Below are 20,656 nucleotides of genomic sequence, written 5' to 3'. Positions count from 1 at the left end.
TTCTCCTCATACTCACGGTGTCGTGAGAATGACGAAAAGTGACAGGCAAAGTCAAAGTAATTGAACCTGTCAGGACAACAGGTCTTGTCGATCAGTCTTCGTCCTCATGATCGATCGCCGCCCGCACCCGCTTGCGGGCCACGTTCACATAGGACGTATCGGTATCAATCCCGATCCCCACACACCCCATCCGCTCCGCCGCGACCAGCGTCGTGCCCGACCCCATGAACGGATCGAGCAGTACGCCCCCCGGCCGCAACCCGTGCAGCCGGATGCACGCCTCTGGAAGCGCCACCGGGAACGTCCCCGGATGGCTGAACTTCTCCTTGCGGCTGCGCACGGTCTCGTAGGGAATAAACCACGTATCACCCCGACACCGCCGGTCCGTGATGTGCTGCCGCCGCACGATATTGCTCTTGTCCGTAAACGGCACACCCGCATCCAGCCGCTGCACTGGCACATTTCCCGTCTTGGTCAGATGGAACACATGCTCATGATTGCGATTGACGAAACGCGCCGAATTCAGCGGCTTGAAATGCCCGTAGGTGATCTCACCCACCGAAATCGACTTGATCCAGGTGATGTGGTTCTGCAGCACGAACAGCTTGCGCAATCGCGTCATCAGTTCAAACGGCATCCAGGGCTGCGAGGACGACCCGGCGATATTCAGGAAAAACGACCCGTCATCCTTCATCACCCGACACAGACTGGTGCAGACATCCTCCAGCCAGTCCAGATACGCATCCTCCGGAAGCCGGTCCTGATACGTCCGATACGGCACCCCCAAATTATACGGCGGCGATGTCACCACGACGTCCACACTCTGCGACGGCATCCGTTTGAGAACCGTCGTGCAGTCCCCCCGGATCAGCGTATGGACACCGAGCTTCTCCCGGCGACTGCGGATCATTGCGCCCCAGAACCCGTGGGAGAATCCGCAGGAGGCCGCGGCAGGAACAGCACCATCCGGCCATGCGCATGCAGGTTCCCCGCCACGGACTGCGCGGTCGCCCCCCAGCCCGTGAACAGATCGGCCCGGCCGGCGCCCTTGATGTCCGTCCCGATATCCTGAGCGAACACCAGATGATCCCAGGTCACAGGCTGACCCGCCCCATAAGGCAGCTTCGTCTCGACCCACAGCGGCATCGCAAACGGCACCACGGACCGGTCCACCGCCACAGAGCGCCCGGCCGTCAGAGGCATCCCGAATGCCCCTTTCGGACCCTGCGCCAGATTGCCGTCATCACGGCGGAAGAACACATAATTCGGATTGCGCTCCATGACGGACATCATCCGATCCGGATGCGCTTCCAGCCAGGTGCGGATGCTGTCCATGCTAACACCATCCGCAGGCAGTTCCCCGTCCTGCACCAGAACACGCCCGAGCGGCACATAAGCCTGCCCGTTGCGCCCGTCATATCCGACACGCACCTGCCCACCATCCGGCAGAATCAGCCGCCCCGAACCCTGAATCTGAAGGAAAAACAGGTCTACCGGGCTTTTCAGCCAGGCAATCTCAAGTCCCTGTCCCGCCAGCGCGCCGCCATCAATCGCGGCACGGTCATAATACGGCGCGAACTGTCCGTTGACCCAGCGCCCGCTGACCATCTGGCCATTGGTCGCCTTCGCCCGCACCAGATCGCGCGGACGACCATAGACCGGTGTCTGATACGCCCCGCCCCGCGTCAGGGACGCCGGAATCTGCGGCTCGAAATAGCCGGTATAGAACGCTTCAGTTCCCGCCTCGTAAGGCTGGAACCACGTCTCCAGATAGGTTCGCGCATCCGAAGCCGTCGCCAGCGCCGCACAGGCATTGCTCCAGTCGGCGGCATGACGCCCATAGGTGATGGCCTCGCTCCCACCAAGCACCGTCTCGGGCGGCAACTGCGCCAGACGATGACACTCATCGCGCAGCAGCGGCATCAGGGACGTGAAATCCTCCTGCTCCCATCCGGCGAGCGAGTCATATCCGACAGGAGAGAGCGAAAGCGACGAGGGAGCATTCTGCAGCGTGCATCCGCACAGCGCGCCAAGCGTCAGCAGGGTCAGCAGTTTCTTCATCGGAGAACGCGATCAGGCCGGACGCGATGCCGCCAGACGCCACCGCGCGTCGGACTGCCCCGCCACACGCTCGAACAGCCACAGATCGTGGAACTCGGTCACGGCCTCGGTCCCGACCAGCGGCTCACCCTCACGATCCGTGAGGATATTCACCTGTCGCGACACGATCTTCACCTCGATTCGGCCGATCCGTGCCCCGTCTTCCGAAGACACAAGAAAAGCATCCAGAATGGACAGGCTCTCGATCCCGCGCAGATCGCTCCGCTGCGTCTCGCCCGCCTGTACCCGCGTATCAATCGCCGCGGAAAAAGACTCCATGGAGGCTGGCGTCAGCAGTTTTTCCAGCGCAGTCCGATCGCCGACCGCAAAAGCCGGAACCACCTGACGGAACGTCCCTTCGGCTTCCTTCAGGAAACCATCGGGCGCAAATCCCGGAAAAACGGACCCGATCTCACCCAGAACCGTCCCGACCCGCGTAGCAGGCGCCGGAATTTCATACTCAACGTCAGGCACCGCCTGATCGAACACCCCGGGAGCAGTCCCCGGTTTCCCTGCGACCTGCCCCGGCAGTGGCGGCGGCGCGCTCGGACGCGCCGCATCCGGAGCAGCCCCCTTCTGCGCGCCCGGACCAAACCCGGGCCCCGGACGCTCCTGTCGCACCCCCTGCATCCCGACACGACGGCCAAGAACACGGTACAGCCTCACCCCCAGCGCCACCGCGAGCACGAACAGGACCACAAGGTCCCAGGGGAAATAATGACCCGCGTGAGCCATGAGGCCGGCGGGGAGATGGATGTCGTCAGAAGACATGAAAGCCTGTGTTTCGCAGTGTTCGGTTAAAGATCCGTTGACCTACAGATAGGGTGCAATCCGTCCGATCTCAACCATCTGTCCGCCAGAACCGTGTCTTGGCGGACAGCAGACATCATGCTACCGCCGGGGGATCGCAATCGTTCCAATCGATGTCCGCCACGGGCCCAGCCCCTGCGGAACCGGAGACTGTATGTCAGAGAACACCCCCGACAACGCTGCCCTGGGCCAGGAAAACGTGCCGGCCATGCCGCTGGCCATCAACCTGCAGTACACGAAGGACCTGTCCTTTGAAGTCCCGGCCGGCGCTTCCATTTTCGCAACACTGCGCTCTGCTCCGCAGATTTCCGTCAACATCGACGTCCAGGCCAACCGTCTGGAAGAAGACCAGGCCGTCTATGAAGTCGCTCTGGCCGTCCGCGCCGAGGCCGCCGAGCCGCCGGCACAGGAAGGTGGACAGGCCGGTCGCACGGTGTTCATCGCCGAGCTGACCTACGCCGCCGTTGTGACGCTGAACAACCCGCCGCAGGAGCTTATCGAGCCGATCCTGCTGGTTGAAGTTCCGCGCCTGATCTTCCCGTATGTCCGCTCCATCGTCAGCGATGTCACGCGTGACGGCGGCTTCCCGCCCGTCGTGCTGCAGCCGATCGACTTCGTTGCCCTGTGGCAGGCCAAGCGCGCCCAGCAGTTCCCGGAACCCGCTGGCGAAGCCTGATCAGACGACTGGCCCGAGCTGCTCCAGCGGATCGGGCCACATCACCGCGCGCCATTCCTTCGGGTCCAGGCGCGCGGCAATGGCCTCTGACAGACAGAGCGCCCGCACGGCAGACAGCGCCGTGACTTCTTCGGCCCCCAGCGCTTCCCTGAACGCTTCCGCCGTTTTCCCCGAATACAGCAGTACGGAATCGACTCGCCCGCCCCGCAGGGCCTCAGCCGCATCATCCGGCAGGGCTTCCCGCTTGCAGGCCACATAAACCTCGCCCCGCTGCACACCCAGATCCCGGGCCAGATCCACGCCATAGCCCGCGCCACTGGCCAGCAGCACATCCGCGCCCATAATGCCGCGCGCCCGGCAGAACGCCGCCAGAGCCCGCGCATCCCCGTCCGCTGCCTCGACATTCACGAAGCCGTCCCGCCGCGCCCGCGCCGCCGTCCGCGCACCGACGGCCACAACCAGCCGATCCCGAGGCCAGTCCCGCAGCGCGGGCAGCGCATTCGCACTGGTCACCAGCACAGCGCGGAACACGCCGGGCGCAACAGGCTCAAATGTCGTGACGTCCAGCATCGGGCAGGCCACCGCCTCCCAGCCAAGCGCCCGGACTTCCGCCATCGTAGCGGATAGTCCGGGCTCCGGCCGGGTCACCAGAACCGCGCGCGCCAGTTCAGGGCGACCCGCTTCAGGACGGGTAAGCGTCAGGGACGCCTCATTTCATCAAAGATATGGGCCGGCGTGTCGCGGCGAAGTTCGTCCGCAAGCTCCGTCCCCAGACGGGCCGCCTCGAGCGGCGCCCCTTCGATCTCGCGACGCAGCAGGAAGGTCCCGTCCTCGCTCGCAATCATGCCGCTCAGCTTGAGAACACCATTCTCGATCCGGGCATATCCCCCGATCGGCGTCCGGCACGAGCCGTCCAGTTCCGCCAGAAGCGCACGCTCGGCCGTCGAAACCGCCCGCGCCTCCGGATCCTCGATCGCGGAGAGCAGTTCGCGGAGTTCCAGATCGCTCTCACGAACCGTCACACCCACAATGCCCTGCCCCGAAGCCGGCAACATCTGGTCCGGCTCCAGCACGACATCCACACGGTCTTCCATGCCCAGACGCCGCAGCCCGGCCAGCGCCAGAAGCGTTGCCTCGCAAGCTCCGGCCCGCAGCTTGTCCAACCGCGTCTGCACATTGCCGCGCAGCAGGCAGAACCGCAGATCGGGCCGTACATGCAGCATCTGCGCCTGACGACGCACCGACGCACATCCAATCAGCGCCCCTTCCGGCAGACAGTCATAAGGACGCTGCGGATCAACCACCACGTCGCGATCCCGCAGGATCAGCGCATCGCGCGCATCCTCACGCTTGAGCGTACAGGCCAGCACCAGACCCGGCGGCAGGTTGGTTTCCAGATCCTTGAGACTGTGCACCGCGAAATCGATCCGCCCGGCCGCCAGCGCCTCATGGATTTCCTTGGCAAAAAGTCCCTTGCCGCCGATTTCCGCCAGACGCTGCACCAGATTGCGGTCGCCCTCGGTGCTGATCTGGTATTCCTGAAATGCCCCCATATCGCGCAGAACGGGGCAGAACCGCGTCAGACGCGTCAGAAAGTTCCGCGTCTGGACCAGCGCCAGCGGAGACGCCCGCGACCCGACACGAAGAGGAAGCTTGCGGCCGGTAGGCGGCTCAGCGGCGTGGGAGCGGCGGACGGCTTCCGCGGCGACTCTCTGGAGCGCCTCGGAAGGCAGGACGGGAGCATTCATGAACGGCAGCTTTAGCCCATTCACACGGGACTGTCATGATATGACAGACTCGGCCATAATAAGCCCCATGTCAGCCTCCGCCACTTCTCCATCCGCATCCACGCGCCCCCTTCTGGCCATCGAAACCTCCTGCGACGATACGGCCTGCGCCATCCTCGCTTACGACGGCACGATCCTGGCCGAAGGCGTCCTATCCCAGACCGACCATGCCATTCTCGGCGGCGTCGTCCCGGAAATCGCGGCCCGCGCCCATCTGGACGCCCTGCCCGCACTGGTGGCGGAAGTCCTGAAAAAAGCCTCCCTGACGCTGGCCGACATCGACACTTTCGCCGGCACGACCGGCCCCGGCCTGATCGGCGGCCTGATCGTCGGCAGTTCCTACGCCAAGGGACTGGCCATGGCGCTGCACCGTCCCTTCGTGGCTGTGAACCATATCGAGGCCCACATCCTCACCCCGCGCCTCCCCAGCCTGGGTGCTGACCTGCACTTCCCCTACCTGACAATGCTGGTCTCGGGCGGCCACTGCCAGTGCGTCTCGGTCGAACAGGCCGGCCGCTATGTCCGTCTGGGCGGTACGATCGACGACGCTGCCGGAGAAGCCTTCGACAAGGTCGCCAAAATGCTCGGCCTCGGCTGGCCCGGCGGCCCGGCCCTTGAAAAACTCGCCACCGAAGGCCGGGACGACGCCTACCCGCTCCCGCGCCCGCTCAAGGGCCGCGAAGGCTGCGATTTCTCGTTCTCGGGCCTCAAAACCGCCGTCAGCCGCCTGATCGACACACAGGACCCGACCGGCAGCCGCGACGCCCTTCCGCGCCAGTTCGCAGCAGACGTCGCCGCCTCCTTCCAGCGCGCCGTCGCGGATGTGATGGCCGATCGCGCCGAACACGCTCTGGCCCTCAGCCCGAACGCCACGGCCTTGGTCGTTGCAGGGGGCGTCGCAGCCAACAAAACCCTGCGCCACGCCCTCGAACAGGTCGCCGCCAACCACGGCATCCCCTTCTTCGCGCCCCCTCTGCGCCTGTGCACCGACAACGCGGTGATGGTCGCCTGGGCCGCGCTCGAACGCCTCCACGCGGGCGAAACCCCCAACGAAATCGACACCGCCGCTCGCCCCCGCTGGCCCCTCTCGGAACGCACTCCCGCCACCCCGGAACACGTCTCTTGAACTACCGTCACATCTACCACGCCGGAAACTTCGCCGACTGCATGAAGCACGCTTTGCTTCTCGCACTCATCAAGGCCCTGAAGCGCAAACCCGCAGGCTTCGTCGTCCTCGACACCCATGCCGGATGCGGTCGCTACGACCTGACCTCCGAAGAAGCCGAGAAAACCGGTGAATGGCGCGCGGGCATCGGCCAGCTTCTGGAACAGCCAGCCACCGAACCGCTTGCGGATTATCTCGACGCCGTCCGCCCCAACGTGCAGGACCGGCACCGCTACCCCGGCTCCCCCGCCTTCGCCCGCGCCGAACTCCGCCCGCAGGACCAGCTCATCGCCTGCGAACTGCACCCCGAAGACGTCCGCCCCCTGCGCCGCCTCTTCCACGCCGATCCGCAGGCCGCAATCCATCACCGTGACGGCTATGAAGCCCTGCGCGCCCTGCTTCCGCCGAAGGATCTCAAGCGCGGCCTCGTCCTCATCGACCCGCCGTTTGAAAAGCCGGACGATTTCGCCCGCTGCGCCGATGCCATCGCCCTGATCCGCACCCGTTTCCGCGCCGGGATCATCGCCGTCTGGTACCCGATCAAGCACCGCACCCCGGTCCGCGCCTTCTACACAGCGCTTCAGGACGCCGGCATCCGGGACATGCTCGCCTGCGAGTTCCTGCTCCGCCCACCCGTCGATCCGTCACGCCTGAACGGCTGCGGCCTGCTGGTCGTCAACGCGCCTTTCGGCTTCGAGGACGAGGCCCGCAACATTCTCGAAGCCCTCGCCACCGGCCTGCGTTCTCCCGAGGCCGAAGACATCCAGATCAACATCGAACGACTGGCAGAAGAATAACCATGACCACACGCCCGCATATCGCCGTCATCGGCGCCGGAGCCTGGGGTACGGCGCTGGCGTGCGCCACAGCAGTCACCGGCGCCGACGTAACACTCTGGATGCGCAACCCGGTCCCACCCGGAACCCGCACCCTCCCGCGCCTGCCGGACATCACCCTGCCTGAAAACGTCACCATCACCGGTGATTTCCCCCGCAGCGCAGACGTCGCCCTGCTCGTCACCCCGGTCCAGACCGCCCGCAACGTCTCCGCACGCCTTCAGACCGTGCTCGACCCCGCCGTCCCCGTCGTGACCTGCTGCAAGGGACTGGAACAGGCCACATCCCTCCTGCCGCTCGACGTCCTGGCGGAAACCATGCCCGGCCGTCCGACCGGCGTCCTTTCCGGCCCCAACTTCGCCATCGAAGTCGCAAAAGGCCTCCCCGCCGCTGCAACGCTGGCCTGTACAGACCTCGCTCTCGCGCAGAAACTCACGACGCTCCTCAACACGTCCAGTTTCCGCCTCTACGCCAGCGATGATGCTGCCGGCGTCCAGCTTGCGGGCGCTGCCAAAAACGTCATCGCCATCGGCGCCGGCATCACAATCGGCGCAGGCCTCGGCGAAAACGCCCGCGCTGCCCTCATCACCCGCGCCGTCGCCGAAATCGGCCGCCTCGCCGAAGCCACAGGCGGCCGCGCCAGCACGCTCGCGGGCCTCGCAGGCATGGGCGACCTCATCCTGACCTGCACCGGACGCGGCTCGCGCAACTACAGCGTCGGTCTGGAACTCGGCGAAGGACGCCCGCTCGCAGACATCCTCGCCTCCCGCACAACGGTCGCGGAAGGCGTGCTGACCGCCCCCGCCATGCTCGCCCTCGCCCGAAGGCACAACGTGCGGGTGCCGATCATCGAAACCGTCACCCGCCTTCTGAACGAAGGCGTCTCGATCGAGGAAGCGCGTCACCTTCTGCTGGACCGCCCCCCGACCCGGGAATAACAGCGTGGCTTAGTGCAGAACGGCGCAGGCCACCCGGTCTCCCGAACCGCCAATCGGCTGGGTCTGATAATCATCCGGCTTTGCATGAATGACCACGGACGCCCCGTCAGCATCCATCAGCGCCGGCAGCCCATTGCCACCCTTCAGCGAAACGAGCGTGGAATAAAGTTCCACCGTCGCCGTCCCGTCCGCCGCGACATACAGATTCGGCAGATCCCCCGCATCATTCGCATCTGCCCTCAGCAGGCCATGCACAACCGGCGTCACCGCATGCACATGCGCACCCGCACTGGTGAATTTCGGAGCCGCACAGCTCCCCTTTTCATGGAAATGAATCCCGTGCCAGCCCGGCGTCAGCCCCTGGACCTGCAGACGCAGCAGAACTCCCTTGGGCGCTCCCGTCACATCCACGATCCCGTGCGTGGCCCCATCCGTCCCCTTCAGCTCCCCGCTCACATGCTCTGCCGCAGACGCCAGAGCAGGAACAGCCATCACAGAGGCCAGAAGAAGAGTCAGGAATCCGGAACGACGCATGGAGAAACTCACAGTTCAGCAGGTAAGATGATAACTGTTCTCACCTTACGCCGGCCCTGACACATTTTCGGATCAGAGATTCGTGAGCCGTCCTGCAATCACACGAACAGCCCCGCAATCACCGCACTCATCGCATTGGACAGCGTCCCCGCCGCCACGGCCCGCACCGCCAGCGACGCCACATCCGTCCGCCGACGCGGTTCCGCACTTCCGAATGCCCCGATCAGAATCCCGATCGTCGAAATGTTCGCAAATCCGCACAGCGCAAAGGACAGGATCGTAATCGTCCGCTGCGACAGGGCATGCGCATGGATCAACGGCGACAGGTTCACATAAGCCACGAACTCATTGAACGCGATCTTCTGCCCCAGCAGGCCGCCCGCCACGACACATTCGCTCCACGGCACCCCGAGCAGCCAGGCAAACGGCGCAAACACCGTCCCCAGGATGCGCGCCAGAGACAGCCCAACCGCCCCCAGAATCCCGTTCGCCAGCGCAATCAGCCCCACGAACGCAATCAGCACAGACCCCACAGCCACCGCGATTTTCGCGCCATTCATCGCGCCATCCGCAATCGCCTCGAACATGCTGTGATGCCCGTGATCCGCCCCGGCAATCTGCGCATCGGACCGGCGCGGCCCCGGAAACAGGATCCGCGAGAACAGCAGCCCCCCCGGGATCGCCATGAAAGACGCCGCCAGCAGGTTCTCCATCGGCACACCCAGCGACGCATATCCTGCCAGCACGGACCCTGCGATCGACGACGTCCCACTGCACAGAACCGTCGCCAGCTCCCCTTCCGACATTTCCGCCAGACAGGTCTGAAGCGCGATCGGCATCTCGCTCTGTCCCAGAAAAATCGTCAGCACCGCCGAAAACGATTCGAGCCCCGTCGTCCCCAGCACCCGAGACAGCGCCCCGCCAATCAGCTTCGAGAGGAACTGCAACACGCCCCAGTGCTGCAACAGCCCCAGAAGTGCTGCGACATAAACGATCTCCGGCAGAACCTTGAGCGCGAAGACGAAACTGTCATTGCCAAACAGCCCGTTCATCTTCGGCCCGACCAGGCCACCGAACAGGAACGCACTGCCCACGTCGCCAAAGGACAGAACCTTCGTCACCGCGTCCGACACCACATGCAACCCATGCGCACCCGCCGGCACCCACAGCACGACCGCCGCAATCAGCACCTGCAACAGCAGCGCCCGTCCTACGAGCGACCAGTCGATGGCCCGGCGGTTGGTGGACAAAAGCGCACCCAGAATCAGAAGACCGGCCATGCCGACAAGGACGCGCAGGATCACGCAGGCAAACTCCTCACCCAAAAACAGAACGACGCACCCGGAACTGAACCCGAAACGACCTGAACCTGTCCGTCATGTCACGTCCTGTCCACCCCTCCTCTCTCGCCTGCACGCCCCCGAACCGCTAGGATGCCGCCGACTGATAGGGAGAAGCCCCATGACCTGTGCCTATGATTTCAGCCTTCCCGGCCTGTCCGGCGACACGATCGACCTCTCGGCCTATCGCGGACGACCGCTGCTGATCGTCAACACGGCATCAAAATGCGGCTTCACCCCCCAGTACGAAGACCTCCAGCACCTCTGGTCCCGCTACGGCCGCGACTATCCCGAAGGCCTGATGATCATCGGCGTGCCGTCGAATGATTTCGGTCAGCAGGAACCCGGCTCGTCCGAAGACATCAAGAATTTCTGCTACCGCAATTACGGCGTGAGCTTCCCCATGACCGCGCGCCAGCACGTACGCGGCCCCGAAACCACACCGCTGTTCCGCTGGCTGGACAAGCAGGGCGGCTTCCTCGCCCGCCCGCGCTGGAATTTCTACAAATACCTGACCGACCGCGACGGCAATCTGGCCAACTGGTTCACGCCCCTGGCCAAGCCCGCCTCAAACCGTGTCGAGGAAGCCGTCCGCAAGGTCCTGCTGGATCACTGACCCCCGAGCCGTCCCGCAAGCGCGGCTTCGATCAGCGCAATATTCCGCAAATCGGCCTTGAAGACCGTATCGAACAGATCCCCCGCCAACGGCACGAGGCCCACCACGGCCTCGATCGCCACATTGCCCAGCATCCGCTGCACGGTCTGGCGATCAACACCCATCCGCCGCCCTTCCCAGACGATATAGAGCGACAGCGCCGTCCCGATCAGCGCACCGCCTCCGGGCAGAAGCCCCAGCAGCGTATCCAGCCCCGCCCGCAGCCGCAGCCCCGGAATCCGCGCGGCAGAGTTCAGAAGCCAGGCCAGACGCCGGATCCGCTCCAGCCTCAGGCGAAGCTCGGCGACACTCACAGGCGGGGAAATCGTTGAAAAATCGGTCATGGCACCCCCTATCACGCAACAGCGACAGGGAAGTTCGTCTTTTTTCCTTGAATAACCGTATCGAAAGCCGCCACAGTTCACGTCAGAAATGTGACAGGAGACATTTATGAAGGACTCACCGCTCCGCCCGATCCTGCCCCTTCTGGTTGTCGCCGCCCTCGGCGCACTGACCCCGGCCGTGGCCCATCACGTCACGACCTTCCTCGGCCTGTCCGGCATCTTCTGGGCCAGCGCCATGCTGATGCTTGAAGTCACGCTGCTCTGCATCGGTGTCGCGGCAATCCGCCCCACGATCCAGCAGCCCGCCAGAGCCGAAACGACGCTGCACAACCGCGAAACGGTCCTGCGCTGAAGCCCATCCGTCACACTGCGCTTTTCCTGTAACGGGGGATATGTCGCGGCGCTGAATGATCGGCTAGGATCAGGAAATGCTTCGCAATTTCCTGACAGTCGGCAGCTGGACCATGCTTTCGCGTGTCCTCGGCCTCGTTCGTGACCAGCTTCTCGCCGCGTTTCTTGGTGCCGGCCCCGTTCAGGATGCCTACCTGATCGCCCTACGGTTGCCCAACATGTTCCGGCGCCTCTTCGGCGAAGGCGCGTTCAACGCCGCCTTCGTGCCAATGTTCACCGAGCGCTACGAAACGAAGGGCCACCAGTCCGCCCTGCGCTTCGCGGGGCAGGCCCTGTCCGGACTGATACTCTGGCTCGCTTTGCTGACCATCCTGGCCGAAATCTTCATGCCGCTGGTCGTGAGTTTCATCGGCTCGGGCCTCACCGGTACCCGCTTCGAAACCGCGGTGCATCTGTCGCGCATCACGTTCCCCTACATGCTGCTGATCTGCGGCGCAGCGCTCGTCTCCGGTGTGCTAAACGGCCTCGGCAAGTTCACCGCAGCAGCCGCCGCCTACGTCACCTTCAACATCATCGGCATCGCCGCCATCCTCCTCGGCGCACTGGTCTGGCACAACACCGCCGTTGTCAGCGCCTGGGGTGTGACGCTCTCCGGCATCGTCCAGCTCGGCGCCCTGTACTGGGCCGCCCGACGCGCCGGCATGGCCCCGCACCTGACATGGCCCAGCCTGTCACCCGACATGCGCGCCCTCCTGCGCCGCATGGGCCCCGGCCTCGTCGGCTCCGGCGTCACCCAGATCAACCTGACCGTCGACACCATCATCGCCACGCATCTGCCCGTCGGCACACCCTCGATCCTGTATTTCGCCGACCGCATCAACCAGCTCCCCCTCGGCGTGCTGGGCTCGGCAGCGGGCACGGCTCTCCTGCCGCTCCTGACGCGCCATATCGCCAATAACGACCGCGCCGCCGTCCATTCGAGCCTCAACCGCGCCATCGACTACACGCTGCTCCTGACGCTCCCCGCCATGATCGGCATGATCGTCCTGGCCTTCCCCATCATGGCCGCCCTGTTCAGCTATGGCCATTTCACCGTCAGCGACGCCATCCTCTCCGGCCAGTGCCTTCAGGCCTACGCGCTCGGCCTGCCCGCCTTCGTCCTCATCAAGGTCCTCTCCCCGGCCTTCTTCGCCGAAGGCGACACCGTCACCCCCGTCCGCATCGGCTTCTTCACGCTGGCACTGAACCTCGTCCTCAACCTTCTGCTCTACCGTCCGCTCGGCCATATCGGGCCGCCGCTGGCCAGTACGATCGCCGCCTTCGTCAACTGTACGCTCCTCGCCGTCATCCTGCACCGACGCGGCCTCTTCATCGCAGACCCGCTCCTGAAAGGCCGGGCCCTGCGCATTGCCGGTGCCGGTCTCATGATGGCCCTGTGGGTCGCGGCGGCAGAAAAGCTCGCAGCCCCCGGCCTGCCCGCCTGGCACGGCGTGTGGCGTCTGGGCATGCTCACGGCGCTGATCATCTTCGGCATGCTCGTCTACGCCGTAATGCTCGACGCCCTGAAAGTGGTGCGCCTGCGTGACGCCACCGTGGCTTTCCAGTCACGCCTGAACCGCCGACGCGCCCGCTGACCCTATCCCGCCGGTTCACACACCGGCGGAGAGACGTTATTTTCCCATCCCCTTCCCGAAGTGACAGCCCGGAGACCGGACCCATCGGCACCTTCATGCCCCTGCCTACCGCCGAAAACGCCAGCCCCGCGATGGCCCAGTGGTTCGACCTCAAACACCAGGAACCCGACGCCCTCCTTTTCTTCCGCATGGGCGATTTCTACGAGCTGTTTTTCTCCGATGCGCAGGCCGCCGCCATGGCGCTCGACATCGCGCTCACCGCCCGCGGCACCCATCAGGGCGAGCCGATCCCCATGTGCGGCGTCCCCGTCGCGGCCGCGCCGGCCTATCTCTCGCGCCTGATCCGTCGCGGCTTCCGCGTCGCCGTCGCCGAACAGACACAGGCCCCACCAAAAAAAGGCGAGAAACCCCAGAAAGGCCCGCTCGCCCGCGCCATCGTCCGCGTCGTCACCCCCGGCACCCTGACCGAAGACGAACTGCTCGAAGCCGGACGCGCCAACCTGCTCCTCGCCATCGCCCGCAGCCCGGAAAAGCGCGCAAAGACGGTTGGCGCAGCCTGGATCGACATCTCGACCGGCGCCTTCGAAACCGCCTCGGTGCCCGAACCCGCCCTTCCCGAACTCATGGCCCGGCTCGACGCCGCCGAGATCCTGTCCGAACCTGACCTGATCCCACCCGACTACGCGTCCCGTCTGGCCCCCGTCGCCGTCCCGCCGACGCTCGACAGCGCCCGCACCCTCGTCGCCCGCGCCTATGGCGTCGCCCAGATCGACGCCCTCGGAGACTTCCCGCCCGAACAGGCCATCGCCTGCGCCATCGCCCTGAACTACGTCCAGCGCAGTCAGGCCGGAGCACTCCCACGCCTGTCGCGCCCCATCCCGCAGGGCACGGACGGCGTCCTCGGCATCGACCCCGCCACCCGCGCCAGCCTCGACATTCTCCGCACCCGCGACGGCGAGACGAAACACAGCCTCCTCGGCGCCGTCACCCGCACCGCCACGGCCGCAGGCTCCCGCCTCCTCGCTCAGTGGCTCGCCTCCCCCCTGACCGACGCCACCGCGATCACGGACCGCCAGAACGGCTGGCTCTGGCTGCAATCCATCCCCGGCCTGTCCAGCGCTCTCGGCGACATCCTGCGCCGCACGCCAGACCCTGCCCGCGCCTTGGGCCGCATCTCCGCCGGACGCGGCCAGCCCCGCGATCTCGCCGCCATCCGCGACACGCTGATCGCCGCCAACGACATCACCGCCCTGTTCCAGCCCGTCTGCGACCAGAACACACCCACCCTGATCCGCACCCTCACCGCGGGCCTCTACGGCCGTGCCGACGCCCTGCTGGACCAGCTTCAGGCCGCCGTCGCCGAAACCCTTCCCGCCCGGATTGAAGACGGCGGCTTCATCGCCCCCGGCTACAACGCGGAACTGGACCGCTATCGCGGCCTGCGTGACGAAAGCCGCCGCATCATCGCCGCCATGCAGGGTGAGCTGTCCGAAAAATTCGGCGTCTCGAACCTCAAGATCAAACACCACGCGCAGCTCGGCTACGTGATCGAAGTCCCGTCCGCTGCCGGTACGAAACTGCGCGATAATCCGGAACTCTCCTTCCGTCAGGGCACGGCCAGCCTCGCCCGCTTCTCCACGGAAGAACTCGCCGGCCTGGACCGCGCCATTCTCGAAGCTGCCGACAAGGCGTCCGCGCTCGAACGCCGCATCTTCGCCGAGCTCTGCGCCCGCATCCTGCAAACCCCGGCCCTCGATGAAGTCGCGGAGTTCCTGGCCCTCGCCGACGTCCTGCGCTCCTGCGGCCTGCTCGCGGAAGGCGGCTCATGGTGCCGCCCCACCGTCACGGACGGCACCGAGTTCAATCTCGTCGCCTGCCGGCACCCCGTGGTCGAAGCCGCACTGGCCGAGTCGGGAAGCGCGGACGCCCGTTTCATCCCCAATGACTGCGCCCTGCCGCCCGAACACCGCGCCATGCTGCTCACCGGCCCGAATATGGCGGGCAAATCCACCTTCCTGCGCCAGACCGCACTGGCCGTCATTCTCGCACAGGCAGGCCTCCCCGTTCCGGCGAAATCCGCACAGATCGGCGTGGTAGACCGCCTGTTCTCCCGCGTCGGCGGCGCGGACGACCTCGCCCGGGGCCGCTCGACCTTCATGGTCGAAATGACCGAGACGGCCGCGATTCTCAATCAGGCCGGCCCGAAATCCCTCGTCGTCGTGGACGAGATCGGCCGCGGCACCGCAACCCTCGACGGACTGTCCATCGCCTGGGCCACGCTCGAAGCCCTGCACACCCAGCTCGGCTCGCGGACAATCTTTGCAACACATTTCCATGAGCTCGGTGCCCTGACCGAATTCCTCCCCCGCCTCGCCCCCTACACGATGGCCGTGAAAGAGTGGCGCGGCGAGGTCATCTTCCAGCACGAGGTCCGCCCGGGGGCTGCCCGCAAGAGCTGGGGCCTGCATGTCGCAAAACTGGCGGGAATTCCCCAATCCGTCGTCAATCGTGCCAGCCGCCTCCTCACACAGTTCGAGCGCGAACAGGCCGATTCCCGCTCCTCGCTGCCCCTTTTCGAAGCCGTGGCAGAGCCGGAAATTCCCCCCGCGCCCGAGCCCGCAGCGCCCCCCATTCGCACCCCGCTGGAAGACGCCATCAGGGCCCTGAACCCCGATGATCTCTCTCCCCGGGACGCGCTGGATGCGCTATACGAACTGAAACGCCTCGCCTCAGGAAACGGCACTTGAAAGAAACCTCTTTCTGGGGCGAAACTCCCTCTCTTTCCTTCGCTGACGATACGGATAAGCCCCTGTCTGACCGAACCGCCTCCCCCCCGTGCGACCCGGCCTCCTCCCTGCAGACCGCTCTCGATACGGCTGCGGCACAGGGGCAGACGACCCGCGAGAACGTCCTCTCGATCCTGCGGCGGCATCTCGGCAGCGGTAACGCCACTGTCCGTCACGAGTTTGAAAAGCGCAGGATGTCGGGAATCGACGCCGCCCGCGCCCTCGCCCGCCAGGCTGACGACATGGTTTGCGCGCTGGCCGAACTCGCCGCACAGAAACACGAATCCCCCGGCGAAACCCTCTGCCTCTGCGCCACCGGCGGCTACGGCGCGGGACTTCTCGCCCCCTTCAGCGACATCGACATCCTCTTCCTGATCCCCGGTGACCCGACCCCGGCCATGACCGCCCGGATCGAGTTCATCCTTTACGCCCTGTGGGATCTCGGCCTCCGCGTCGGCCACGCCACCCGCTCCATTGCCGAATGCGTCCGCGACGCCGACAGCGACCTCACCATCCGCACGGCTCTGCTGGACCTGCGTTTCCTTCACGGCGAACGCGGCCTCGCCCGCGACCTGCGCTGCGCCCTCGGCGCCGATCTGCAGAACGACCGGCTCTGCGAGTTCGTCATGGGCAAGATCGCCGAACGCGAACAGCGCCACCGCCGCTTCGGCGACAACCCCTACATGGTCGAGCCCAACATCAAGGAAGGCCGCGGCGGCCTGCGCGACCTGCAAACCCTGAACTGGATGGGCCGTGCCGCCCTGGGCTGCGCCGTCTCCACCCCGGACCGCAACGGCCAGCCCGCCGAAGCCCCGCAAACCCCGTCCTTCGCCTCCTTCGGCCTGCTGACAGACCGCGAATCCCTGCGAGCGCGCCGCTCATGGGACTTCCTGTGGACCGTCCGCCTGCATCTGCACTACATCACCGGCCGCGCCGAAGAACGCCTGACCTTCGACGTCCAGCCCGTCATCGGCGGCCGCATGGGCTACGCCACGCACGGTCGCCAGCGCGGCGTCGAGCGCTTCATGCGGCACTATTTCCTGACGGCCCGCGACGTCATGCGCCTCACCAGCGTGCTGCAACCCGTCGTGCTGATGCATCTTCAGGACCAGACCACCGGCGAGCCGCCCAAGGTCGTCCCCGGCCCCGAAGAGTTCCAGACCATCGCCGGCCGCATCTGCCCCATCGAACCCGTAACCTTCGCGGCCCAGCCCCGCGAAATGTTCCGCCTGCTCGACTGCGGCCGCCGCCATGACCTGCCCCTGCACCCCATCGCAATGCAGCAGATCATCCGCAACGAACGCCACGCCGTCACCCTGCGCGACGATCCCGAAACCGCAAAAATCTTTCTGGACCTGCTCTGTGAGCCCAGCGCGGACGAAACCAAAGCCGTCCCGTTCTGGCTCCCGATCCTCAACGAAACCGGCCTGCTGGGCCGCCTCCTGCCGGACTGGTCCCGCGTCGTCGGGCAGATGCAGTTCGACAGCTACCATATCTATACGGTCGACGAGCACATCGTCGAAGCCGTACGCATGATGGGCCAGATCGAAGCCGGCCGCATGGCGGACGAGATTCCCCTGGCCTACACGCTGGCCAGCGACCTGCGCTCCCGCCGCGCGCTCTACGTCGCCGTCCTGCTGCACGACATCGGCAAGGGACGCGGCGGCGACCATTCCGAAATCGGTGCCGACCTCGCGCTCACGATCTGCCCGCAGCTCGGCCTCGATCCCGAAGAAACCGACACCGTTTCCTGGCTGGTCCTGCACCATCTGCTGCTGTCCCAGACCGCCTTTACCCGCGACATCGACGACCCCCGCACGATCCTCGACCTCGCCGACACCATTCAGTCCCCCGAACGCCTGCGCCTGCTGCTTCTCCTGACCATCGCTGATATGCGCGCCGTCAGTCCGAAGGTCTGGAACGCCTGGAAAGCCACCCTCCTGCGCGAGCTTTTCTCCCGCGTCGCCGAGGTTCTGGAAGGCGGACTGGCCGCCACCGAACGCGACAGCCGCGTCAACCACGCCCGCGAACTCGCGCGTGACGGCCTCACCGGCACCCTGCCCGAAAGCAGCATCGACCGCTTTCTGGACCTTGGCTATCCGAGCTACTGGCTCGGCTTCGACACCGACACCCAGATGCGCCATGCCCGCATGGTCCATGACTCAGACCGCTACCGCTCCCCGGTCACGGTCGAGGCTTACCCCATCCCCGAACGCGGCGTCACCGAACTCACGGTCCTCTGCGCCGACCATCCGGGTCTGTTCTCCCAGATCGCAGGCGCCCTCGCCGTGGCAGGCGCCTCCATCGTGGACGCCCGCATCCACACACTCAGCGACGGCATGGCGCTCGATACGTTCTGGGTGCAGGACGGCGAAGGCTGCTCCTTCGAGGAGCCGCATCAGCTCGGCCGCCTCAACCATCTCGTGGAACAGGCGCTTTCGGGCCGTCTCGACATCCGCAAGGGTATCGAGGACGCCAGCCATCACAGCACCTCGCGCCGGATGCGCGCGATCCACGTCCCGCCCCGCGTCGTCATCGACAACACGGCTTCGGACCGCCACACCGTCATCGAAGTCAACGGCCGCGACCGTCCCGGACTGCTGCACGACATCACATCCGCTCTCAGCAGCCAGTCCCTCCAGATCTCCTCGGCCCACATCACGACCTACGGCATGCGCGCCGTAGACGTGTTCTACGTCCGCGATCTGCTGGGCCTGAAAATCACCGATCCGCTCCGCCTCAGCCGCCTGCGCGAGACCCTGCTCGCCTCCCTGACAAGCGCTCCGGTCACCACACCCGCAAGCTGAGCGCCTCCGCGACCTCCCGCAGCACGGCCTCCCATCCCGCGGCAACCGCCGCACCGGAGGGCGGCCGGAACTGCCGGACGTCCCCGTACCAGTCCACATCCTTCCAACGCCAGTCGCCACCTTCACGGTTGAGCAACCACAAAGGCCGCCCCAGAGCGCCCGCCATATGCGCGACCAGCGTATCCACACTGATCACAAGCGCACATCGCCCTACTTCCCGCGCCAGATCCACAGGCGTCTCAAGCGAAACCCGTTCCATCCAGTCCGGAACATCACCGCGCTGAAGGGCGACGAACCGCACACCGTTCACCTGCCGCAACACCTCCAGACACGCCACCGGAACCGACCGCCTGCGATCAAACCGATAGGACGGATTCCCCGACCAGCAGACCCCGATCCGCCCCGCCTCAGGCTTTTCCGAAACCGCCAGATACGGCTTCGGTGACGGCACATCCTCCATCCCAAGCACGGCCGGCAGACTCAGCAGACTGACCTCAGCCGCAACCGGCCCGTCCGCTGGCAGGATCCGTCCCTGATCCAGCTCCGGCATCAAATCCGCCAGCGCAGCAGCCCGGAACCTCAGCCGCAACGGTCGCCGCTTGGCTGCTTCCGTCAGAAACCGCAGAAACTGCACCTCATCGCCCAGCCCCTGCTCGCCCACAACGGCCACAGGCTCCTCTCCCGCCGAGCCATCCCATTGCGGAACATCCGAAGCCAGACGCAGCAGCGATCGTCGGCTCTCAAAATCCCGCCAGCCTTCCGCAAACCGCCCCTGTCCCATCAGAATGGTCGCCCGGTTGAACCGCGCCCGATCCGCCTCCTCTCCGCTCTCGCGCATCACGATCGCCCCAAAAAGCGCCTCGGCCTCTTCCAGACGCCCGATTTCCATCAGCACCGTCCCCAGACTGTTGGCGATCCGCCCATCCGAAGGCCGGAGTTGCAAGGCTTCCCGCAACGTCTCACAGGCCGCGCGCAGATCGCCCAGCGCCATCTCCACCAGCCCCAGACTATTGAGCGTCTCCGCAGTCCGTGCCCCCCGCTCACAGGCCTGCGACAGAACTGCCGCCGCTTCGTCGAACGCATTGCAGGCAAACAGCGCCGCTCCCAGATTGGCCAGCGCTCCCCCATCTTGCGGCCTGCGACTCACAACTTTCCGGAACTGTCCGACCGCCTGCTCGAACAACCCGTCCTCAAGAAACAGCCCCCCGAGCCGGGTCCTCACGAAACTGTCATCCGCTGAAAGAGCAACCGCTTTTTCCAACGCCGCACGGGCCTCGTCCCGACGTCCCAGTCTTTCAAAAGCCTCGCCCAGAGCCGCCTGCGCACGCGGATCGGAGGGCTGGAGGATCACTGCCACATTCAGCGCCGCACGCCCCGCCTCGGCATGCCCCTGAGCTACAAGCGCAAGCCCCAGCGTGATATGCATCCGGGCCTTCCGATCAGGAGAAATGCCGTTTTTCTGCAACGCCCGCCCCACCAGTGCGATAGCCGTAGCATCCTGTCCGCGCGCACGCGCCAGACAGGCCATTCCATGCAGGGCATCGGGCTGTCCCGGCTGCCTGGCCAGAATGTTACGAAAATCTTCCTCTGCTCCGGCGAGATCTCCTGCACGGAAACGGGCAAAGGCGGCTTCAGTCGGATCGGCAGAAAACAGAGGCATCATCAACTCTTCGTGCTCCGAAAATGCCACAAAATCCAGATAGACAGGCGTTAACGAAGTTTTCACAGTTATTTGGTCAAAACCGTAAATCCAAGTACCGTGTCAGAGGTTTTCAGACGATGCATCTTGAACAGAGAACAGGCCCGGTCCCGGATCTGGTGTACGCGACGGTCCGACAGGGAATGACCACCCGGACATTCCCCATCGAGGTGCGGCGAACTGCTTCGGGCCAT

Annotated in this window: 18 protein-coding genes; 9 read left to right on the top strand and 9 right to left on the bottom strand. The window is 65.5% G+C overall.

All coding sequences use genetic code 11. The features are described from left to right. Window positions 1-91 precede the first annotated feature (91 nt). The 3 genes from HKD27_RS02035 to HKD27_RS02025 are packed head-to-tail and all read right to left on the bottom strand — an operon-like array spanning window position 92 to window position 2,871. On the bottom strand, window positions 92-910 hold the full coding sequence (locus tag HKD27_RS02035; protein WP_062495667.1) for a site-specific DNA-methyltransferase: 819 nt from the start codon (window positions 908-910) through the stop codon (window positions 92-94). Then, window positions 907-2,061, bottom strand: a complete 1,155-nt coding sequence (locus tag HKD27_RS02030) for a murein transglycosylase A (RefSeq protein ID WP_194688104.1) — start codon at window positions 2,059-2,061, stop codon at window positions 907-909. The genes HKD27_RS02035 and HKD27_RS02030 overlap by 4 nt, the downstream gene beginning before the upstream one ends. Before the next feature lie 12 nt (window positions 2,062-2,073). Next, window positions 2,074-2,871: a Tim44/TimA family putative adaptor protein gene (locus HKD27_RS02025; protein ID WP_194688105.1), complete on the bottom strand. Its 798-nt coding sequence runs from the start codon at window positions 2,869-2,871 to the stop codon at window positions 2,074-2,076. 193 nt (window positions 2,872-3,064) lie between these two features. On the opposite strand from HKD27_RS02025, the gene secB reads away from it, so the two are divergent. Continuing rightward, complete coding sequence (secB, locus tag HKD27_RS02020; RefSeq protein WP_062495672.1) at window positions 3,065-3,586, top strand: protein-export chaperone SecB; 522 nt, start codon at window positions 3,065-3,067, stop codon at window positions 3,584-3,586. Here secB and HKD27_RS02015 read toward each other — a convergent pair whose 3' ends face one another. Both HKD27_RS02015 and hemC read right to left on the bottom strand, forming a co-directional pair. After that, window positions 3,587-4,234: a uroporphyrinogen-III synthase gene (locus HKD27_RS02015; protein ID WP_370544213.1), complete on the bottom strand. Its 648-nt coding sequence runs from the start codon at window positions 4,232-4,234 to the stop codon at window positions 3,587-3,589. A 50-nt stretch (window positions 4,235-4,284) separates the two neighbouring features. Beyond that, complete coding sequence (hemC, locus tag HKD27_RS02010; RefSeq protein ID WP_194688359.1) at window positions 4,285-5,334, bottom strand: hydroxymethylbilane synthase; 1,050 nt, start codon at window positions 5,332-5,334, stop codon at window positions 4,285-4,287. A 67-nt stretch (window positions 5,335-5,401) separates the two neighbouring features. On the opposite strand from hemC, the gene tsaD reads away from it, so the two are divergent. Genes tsaD through HKD27_RS01995 form a run of 3 tightly spaced genes read left to right on the top strand, consistent with a single transcriptional unit; the run spans window position 5,402 to window position 8,312 of the window. Beyond that, window positions 5,402-6,499, top strand: coding sequence for a tRNA (adenosine(37)-N6)-threonylcarbamoyltransferase complex transferase subunit TsaD (gene tsaD / locus HKD27_RS02005; RefSeq protein WP_194688106.1), 1,098 nt, complete (start codon window positions 5,402-5,404; stop codon window positions 6,497-6,499). Further along, complete coding sequence (locus HKD27_RS02000; protein ID WP_194688107.1) at window positions 6,496-7,335, top strand: 23S rRNA (adenine(2030)-N(6))-methyltransferase RlmJ; 840 nt, start codon at window positions 6,496-6,498, stop codon at window positions 7,333-7,335. The genes tsaD and HKD27_RS02000 overlap by 4 nt, the downstream gene beginning before the upstream one ends. Window positions 7,336-7,337: 2 nt before the next feature. Further along, a complete protein-coding gene (locus HKD27_RS01995) occupies window positions 7,338-8,312 on the top strand; it encodes an NAD(P)H-dependent glycerol-3-phosphate dehydrogenase (RefSeq protein WP_194688108.1) in 975 nt (324 codons plus the stop codon). 9 nt (window positions 8,313-8,321) lie between these two features. Here HKD27_RS01995 and sodC read toward each other — a convergent pair whose 3' ends face one another. After that, a complete protein-coding gene (gene sodC, locus HKD27_RS01990; protein WP_062456487.1) occupies window positions 8,322-8,846 on the bottom strand; it encodes a superoxide dismutase[Cu-Zn] in 525 nt (174 codons plus the stop codon). Window positions 8,847-8,944: 98 nt separating this feature from the next. Continuing rightward, complete coding sequence (locus HKD27_RS01985; RefSeq protein WP_194688109.1) at window positions 8,945-10,150, bottom strand: nucleoside transporter C-terminal domain-containing protein; 1,206 nt, start codon at window positions 10,148-10,150, stop codon at window positions 8,945-8,947. 157 nt (window positions 10,151-10,307) lie between these two features. Between HKD27_RS01985 and HKD27_RS01980 the strand changes: the two genes are divergently transcribed. Next, entirely contained in the window at window positions 10,308-10,802 is a 495-nt protein-coding gene (locus tag HKD27_RS01980) for a glutathione peroxidase (RefSeq protein WP_194688110.1), read from the top strand. Here the strand turns inward: HKD27_RS01980 and HKD27_RS01975 are convergent. After that, window positions 10,796-11,185, bottom strand: coding sequence for a DUF4112 domain-containing protein (locus HKD27_RS01975; RefSeq protein ID WP_194688111.1), 390 nt, complete (start codon window positions 11,183-11,185; stop codon window positions 10,796-10,798). The two genes, HKD27_RS01980 and HKD27_RS01975, sit on opposite strands and share 7 nt — an antisense overlap. Window positions 11,186-11,291: 106 nt before the next feature. Between HKD27_RS01975 and HKD27_RS01970 the strand changes: the two genes are divergently transcribed. From HKD27_RS01970 to HKD27_RS01955, 4 genes are all read left to right on the top strand, one after another. Further along, on the top strand, window positions 11,292-11,537 hold the full coding sequence (locus HKD27_RS01970) for a hypothetical protein (RefSeq protein WP_062495689.1): 246 nt from the start codon (window positions 11,292-11,294) through the stop codon (window positions 11,535-11,537). A 76-nt stretch (window positions 11,538-11,613) separates the two neighbouring features. Beyond that, complete coding sequence (gene murJ, locus HKD27_RS01965; protein ID WP_194688112.1) at window positions 11,614-13,170, top strand: murein biosynthesis integral membrane protein MurJ; 1,557 nt, start codon at window positions 11,614-11,616, stop codon at window positions 13,168-13,170. A 95-nt stretch (window positions 13,171-13,265) separates the two neighbouring features. Continuing rightward, complete coding sequence (gene mutS / locus HKD27_RS01960) at window positions 13,266-15,917, top strand: DNA mismatch repair protein MutS (RefSeq protein ID WP_194688113.1); 2,652 nt, start codon at window positions 13,266-13,268, stop codon at window positions 15,915-15,917. Next, entirely contained in the window at window positions 15,914-18,763 is a 2,850-nt protein-coding gene (locus HKD27_RS01955; RefSeq protein WP_194688114.1) for a [protein-PII] uridylyltransferase, read from the top strand. Before mutS ends, HKD27_RS01955 begins: the two co-directional genes overlap by 4 nt. Here the strand turns inward: HKD27_RS01955 and HKD27_RS01950 are convergent. Then, the gene (locus tag HKD27_RS01950; protein WP_194688115.1) at window positions 18,744-20,426 is read right to left on the bottom strand and encodes a lipopolysaccharide assembly protein LapB; all 1,683 of its coding nucleotides are present in this window, start codon (window positions 20,424-20,426) and stop codon (window positions 18,744-18,746) included. The genes HKD27_RS01955 and HKD27_RS01950 overlap by 20 nt on opposite strands. Between the last annotated feature and the right edge of the window lie 230 nt (window positions 20,427-20,656).

Source organism: Gluconobacter sp. R75690, from assembly GCF_015244525.1.
GTDB lineage: Bacteria > Pseudomonadota > Alphaproteobacteria > Acetobacterales > Acetobacteraceae > Gluconobacter > Gluconobacter potus.
Note: the sequence above shows the minus strand (reverse complement) of the source record. Positions and strands in the feature narration are given on the sequence as shown.

Bases quoted from the DNA above. Each gene is read 5' to 3' on its own strand.
- HKD27_RS02035 (WP_062495667.1), bottom strand. From the start codon at position 910: ATGATCCGCAGTCGCCGGGAGAAGCTCGGTGTCCATACGCTGATCCGG.
- HKD27_RS02030 (WP_194688104.1), bottom strand. From the start codon at position 2,061: ATGAAGAAACTGCTGACCCTGCTGACGCTTGGCGCGCTGTGCGGATGC.
- HKD27_RS02025 (WP_194688105.1), bottom strand. From the start codon at position 2,871: ATGTCTTCTGACGACATCCATCTCCCCGCCGGCCTCATGGCTCACGCG.
- secB (WP_062495672.1), top strand. From the start codon at position 3,065: ATGTCAGAGAACACCCCCGACAACGCTGCCCTGGGCCAGGAAAACGTG.
- hemC (WP_194688359.1), bottom strand. From the start codon at position 5,334: ATGAATGCTCCCGTCCTGCCTTCCGAGGCGCTCCAGAGAGTCGCCGCG.
- tsaD (WP_194688106.1), top strand. From the start codon at position 5,402: ATGTCAGCCTCCGCCACTTCTCCATCCGCATCCACGCGCCCCCTTCTG.
- HKD27_RS01995 (WP_194688108.1), top strand. From the start codon at position 7,338: ATGACCACACGCCCGCATATCGCCGTCATCGGCGCCGGAGCCTGGGGT.
- sodC (WP_062456487.1), bottom strand. From the start codon at position 8,846: ATGCGTCGTTCCGGATTCCTGACTCTTCTTCTGGCCTCTGTGATGGCT.
- HKD27_RS01980 (WP_194688110.1), top strand. From the start codon at position 10,308: ATGACCTGTGCCTATGATTTCAGCCTTCCCGGCCTGTCCGGCGACACG.
- HKD27_RS01975 (WP_194688111.1), bottom strand. From the start codon at position 11,185: ATGACCGATTTTTCAACGATTTCCCCGCCTGTGAGTGTCGCCGAGCTT.
- HKD27_RS01970 (WP_062495689.1), top strand. From the start codon at position 11,292: ATGAAGGACTCACCGCTCCGCCCGATCCTGCCCCTTCTGGTTGTCGCC.
- murJ (WP_194688112.1), top strand. From the start codon at position 11,614: ATGCTTCGCAATTTCCTGACAGTCGGCAGCTGGACCATGCTTTCGCGT.
- mutS (WP_194688113.1), top strand. From the start codon at position 13,266: ATGCCCCTGCCTACCGCCGAAAACGCCAGCCCCGCGATGGCCCAGTGG.
- HKD27_RS01950 (WP_194688115.1), bottom strand. From the start codon at position 20,426: ATGATGCCTCTGTTTTCTGCCGATCCGACTGAAGCCGCCTTTGCCCGT.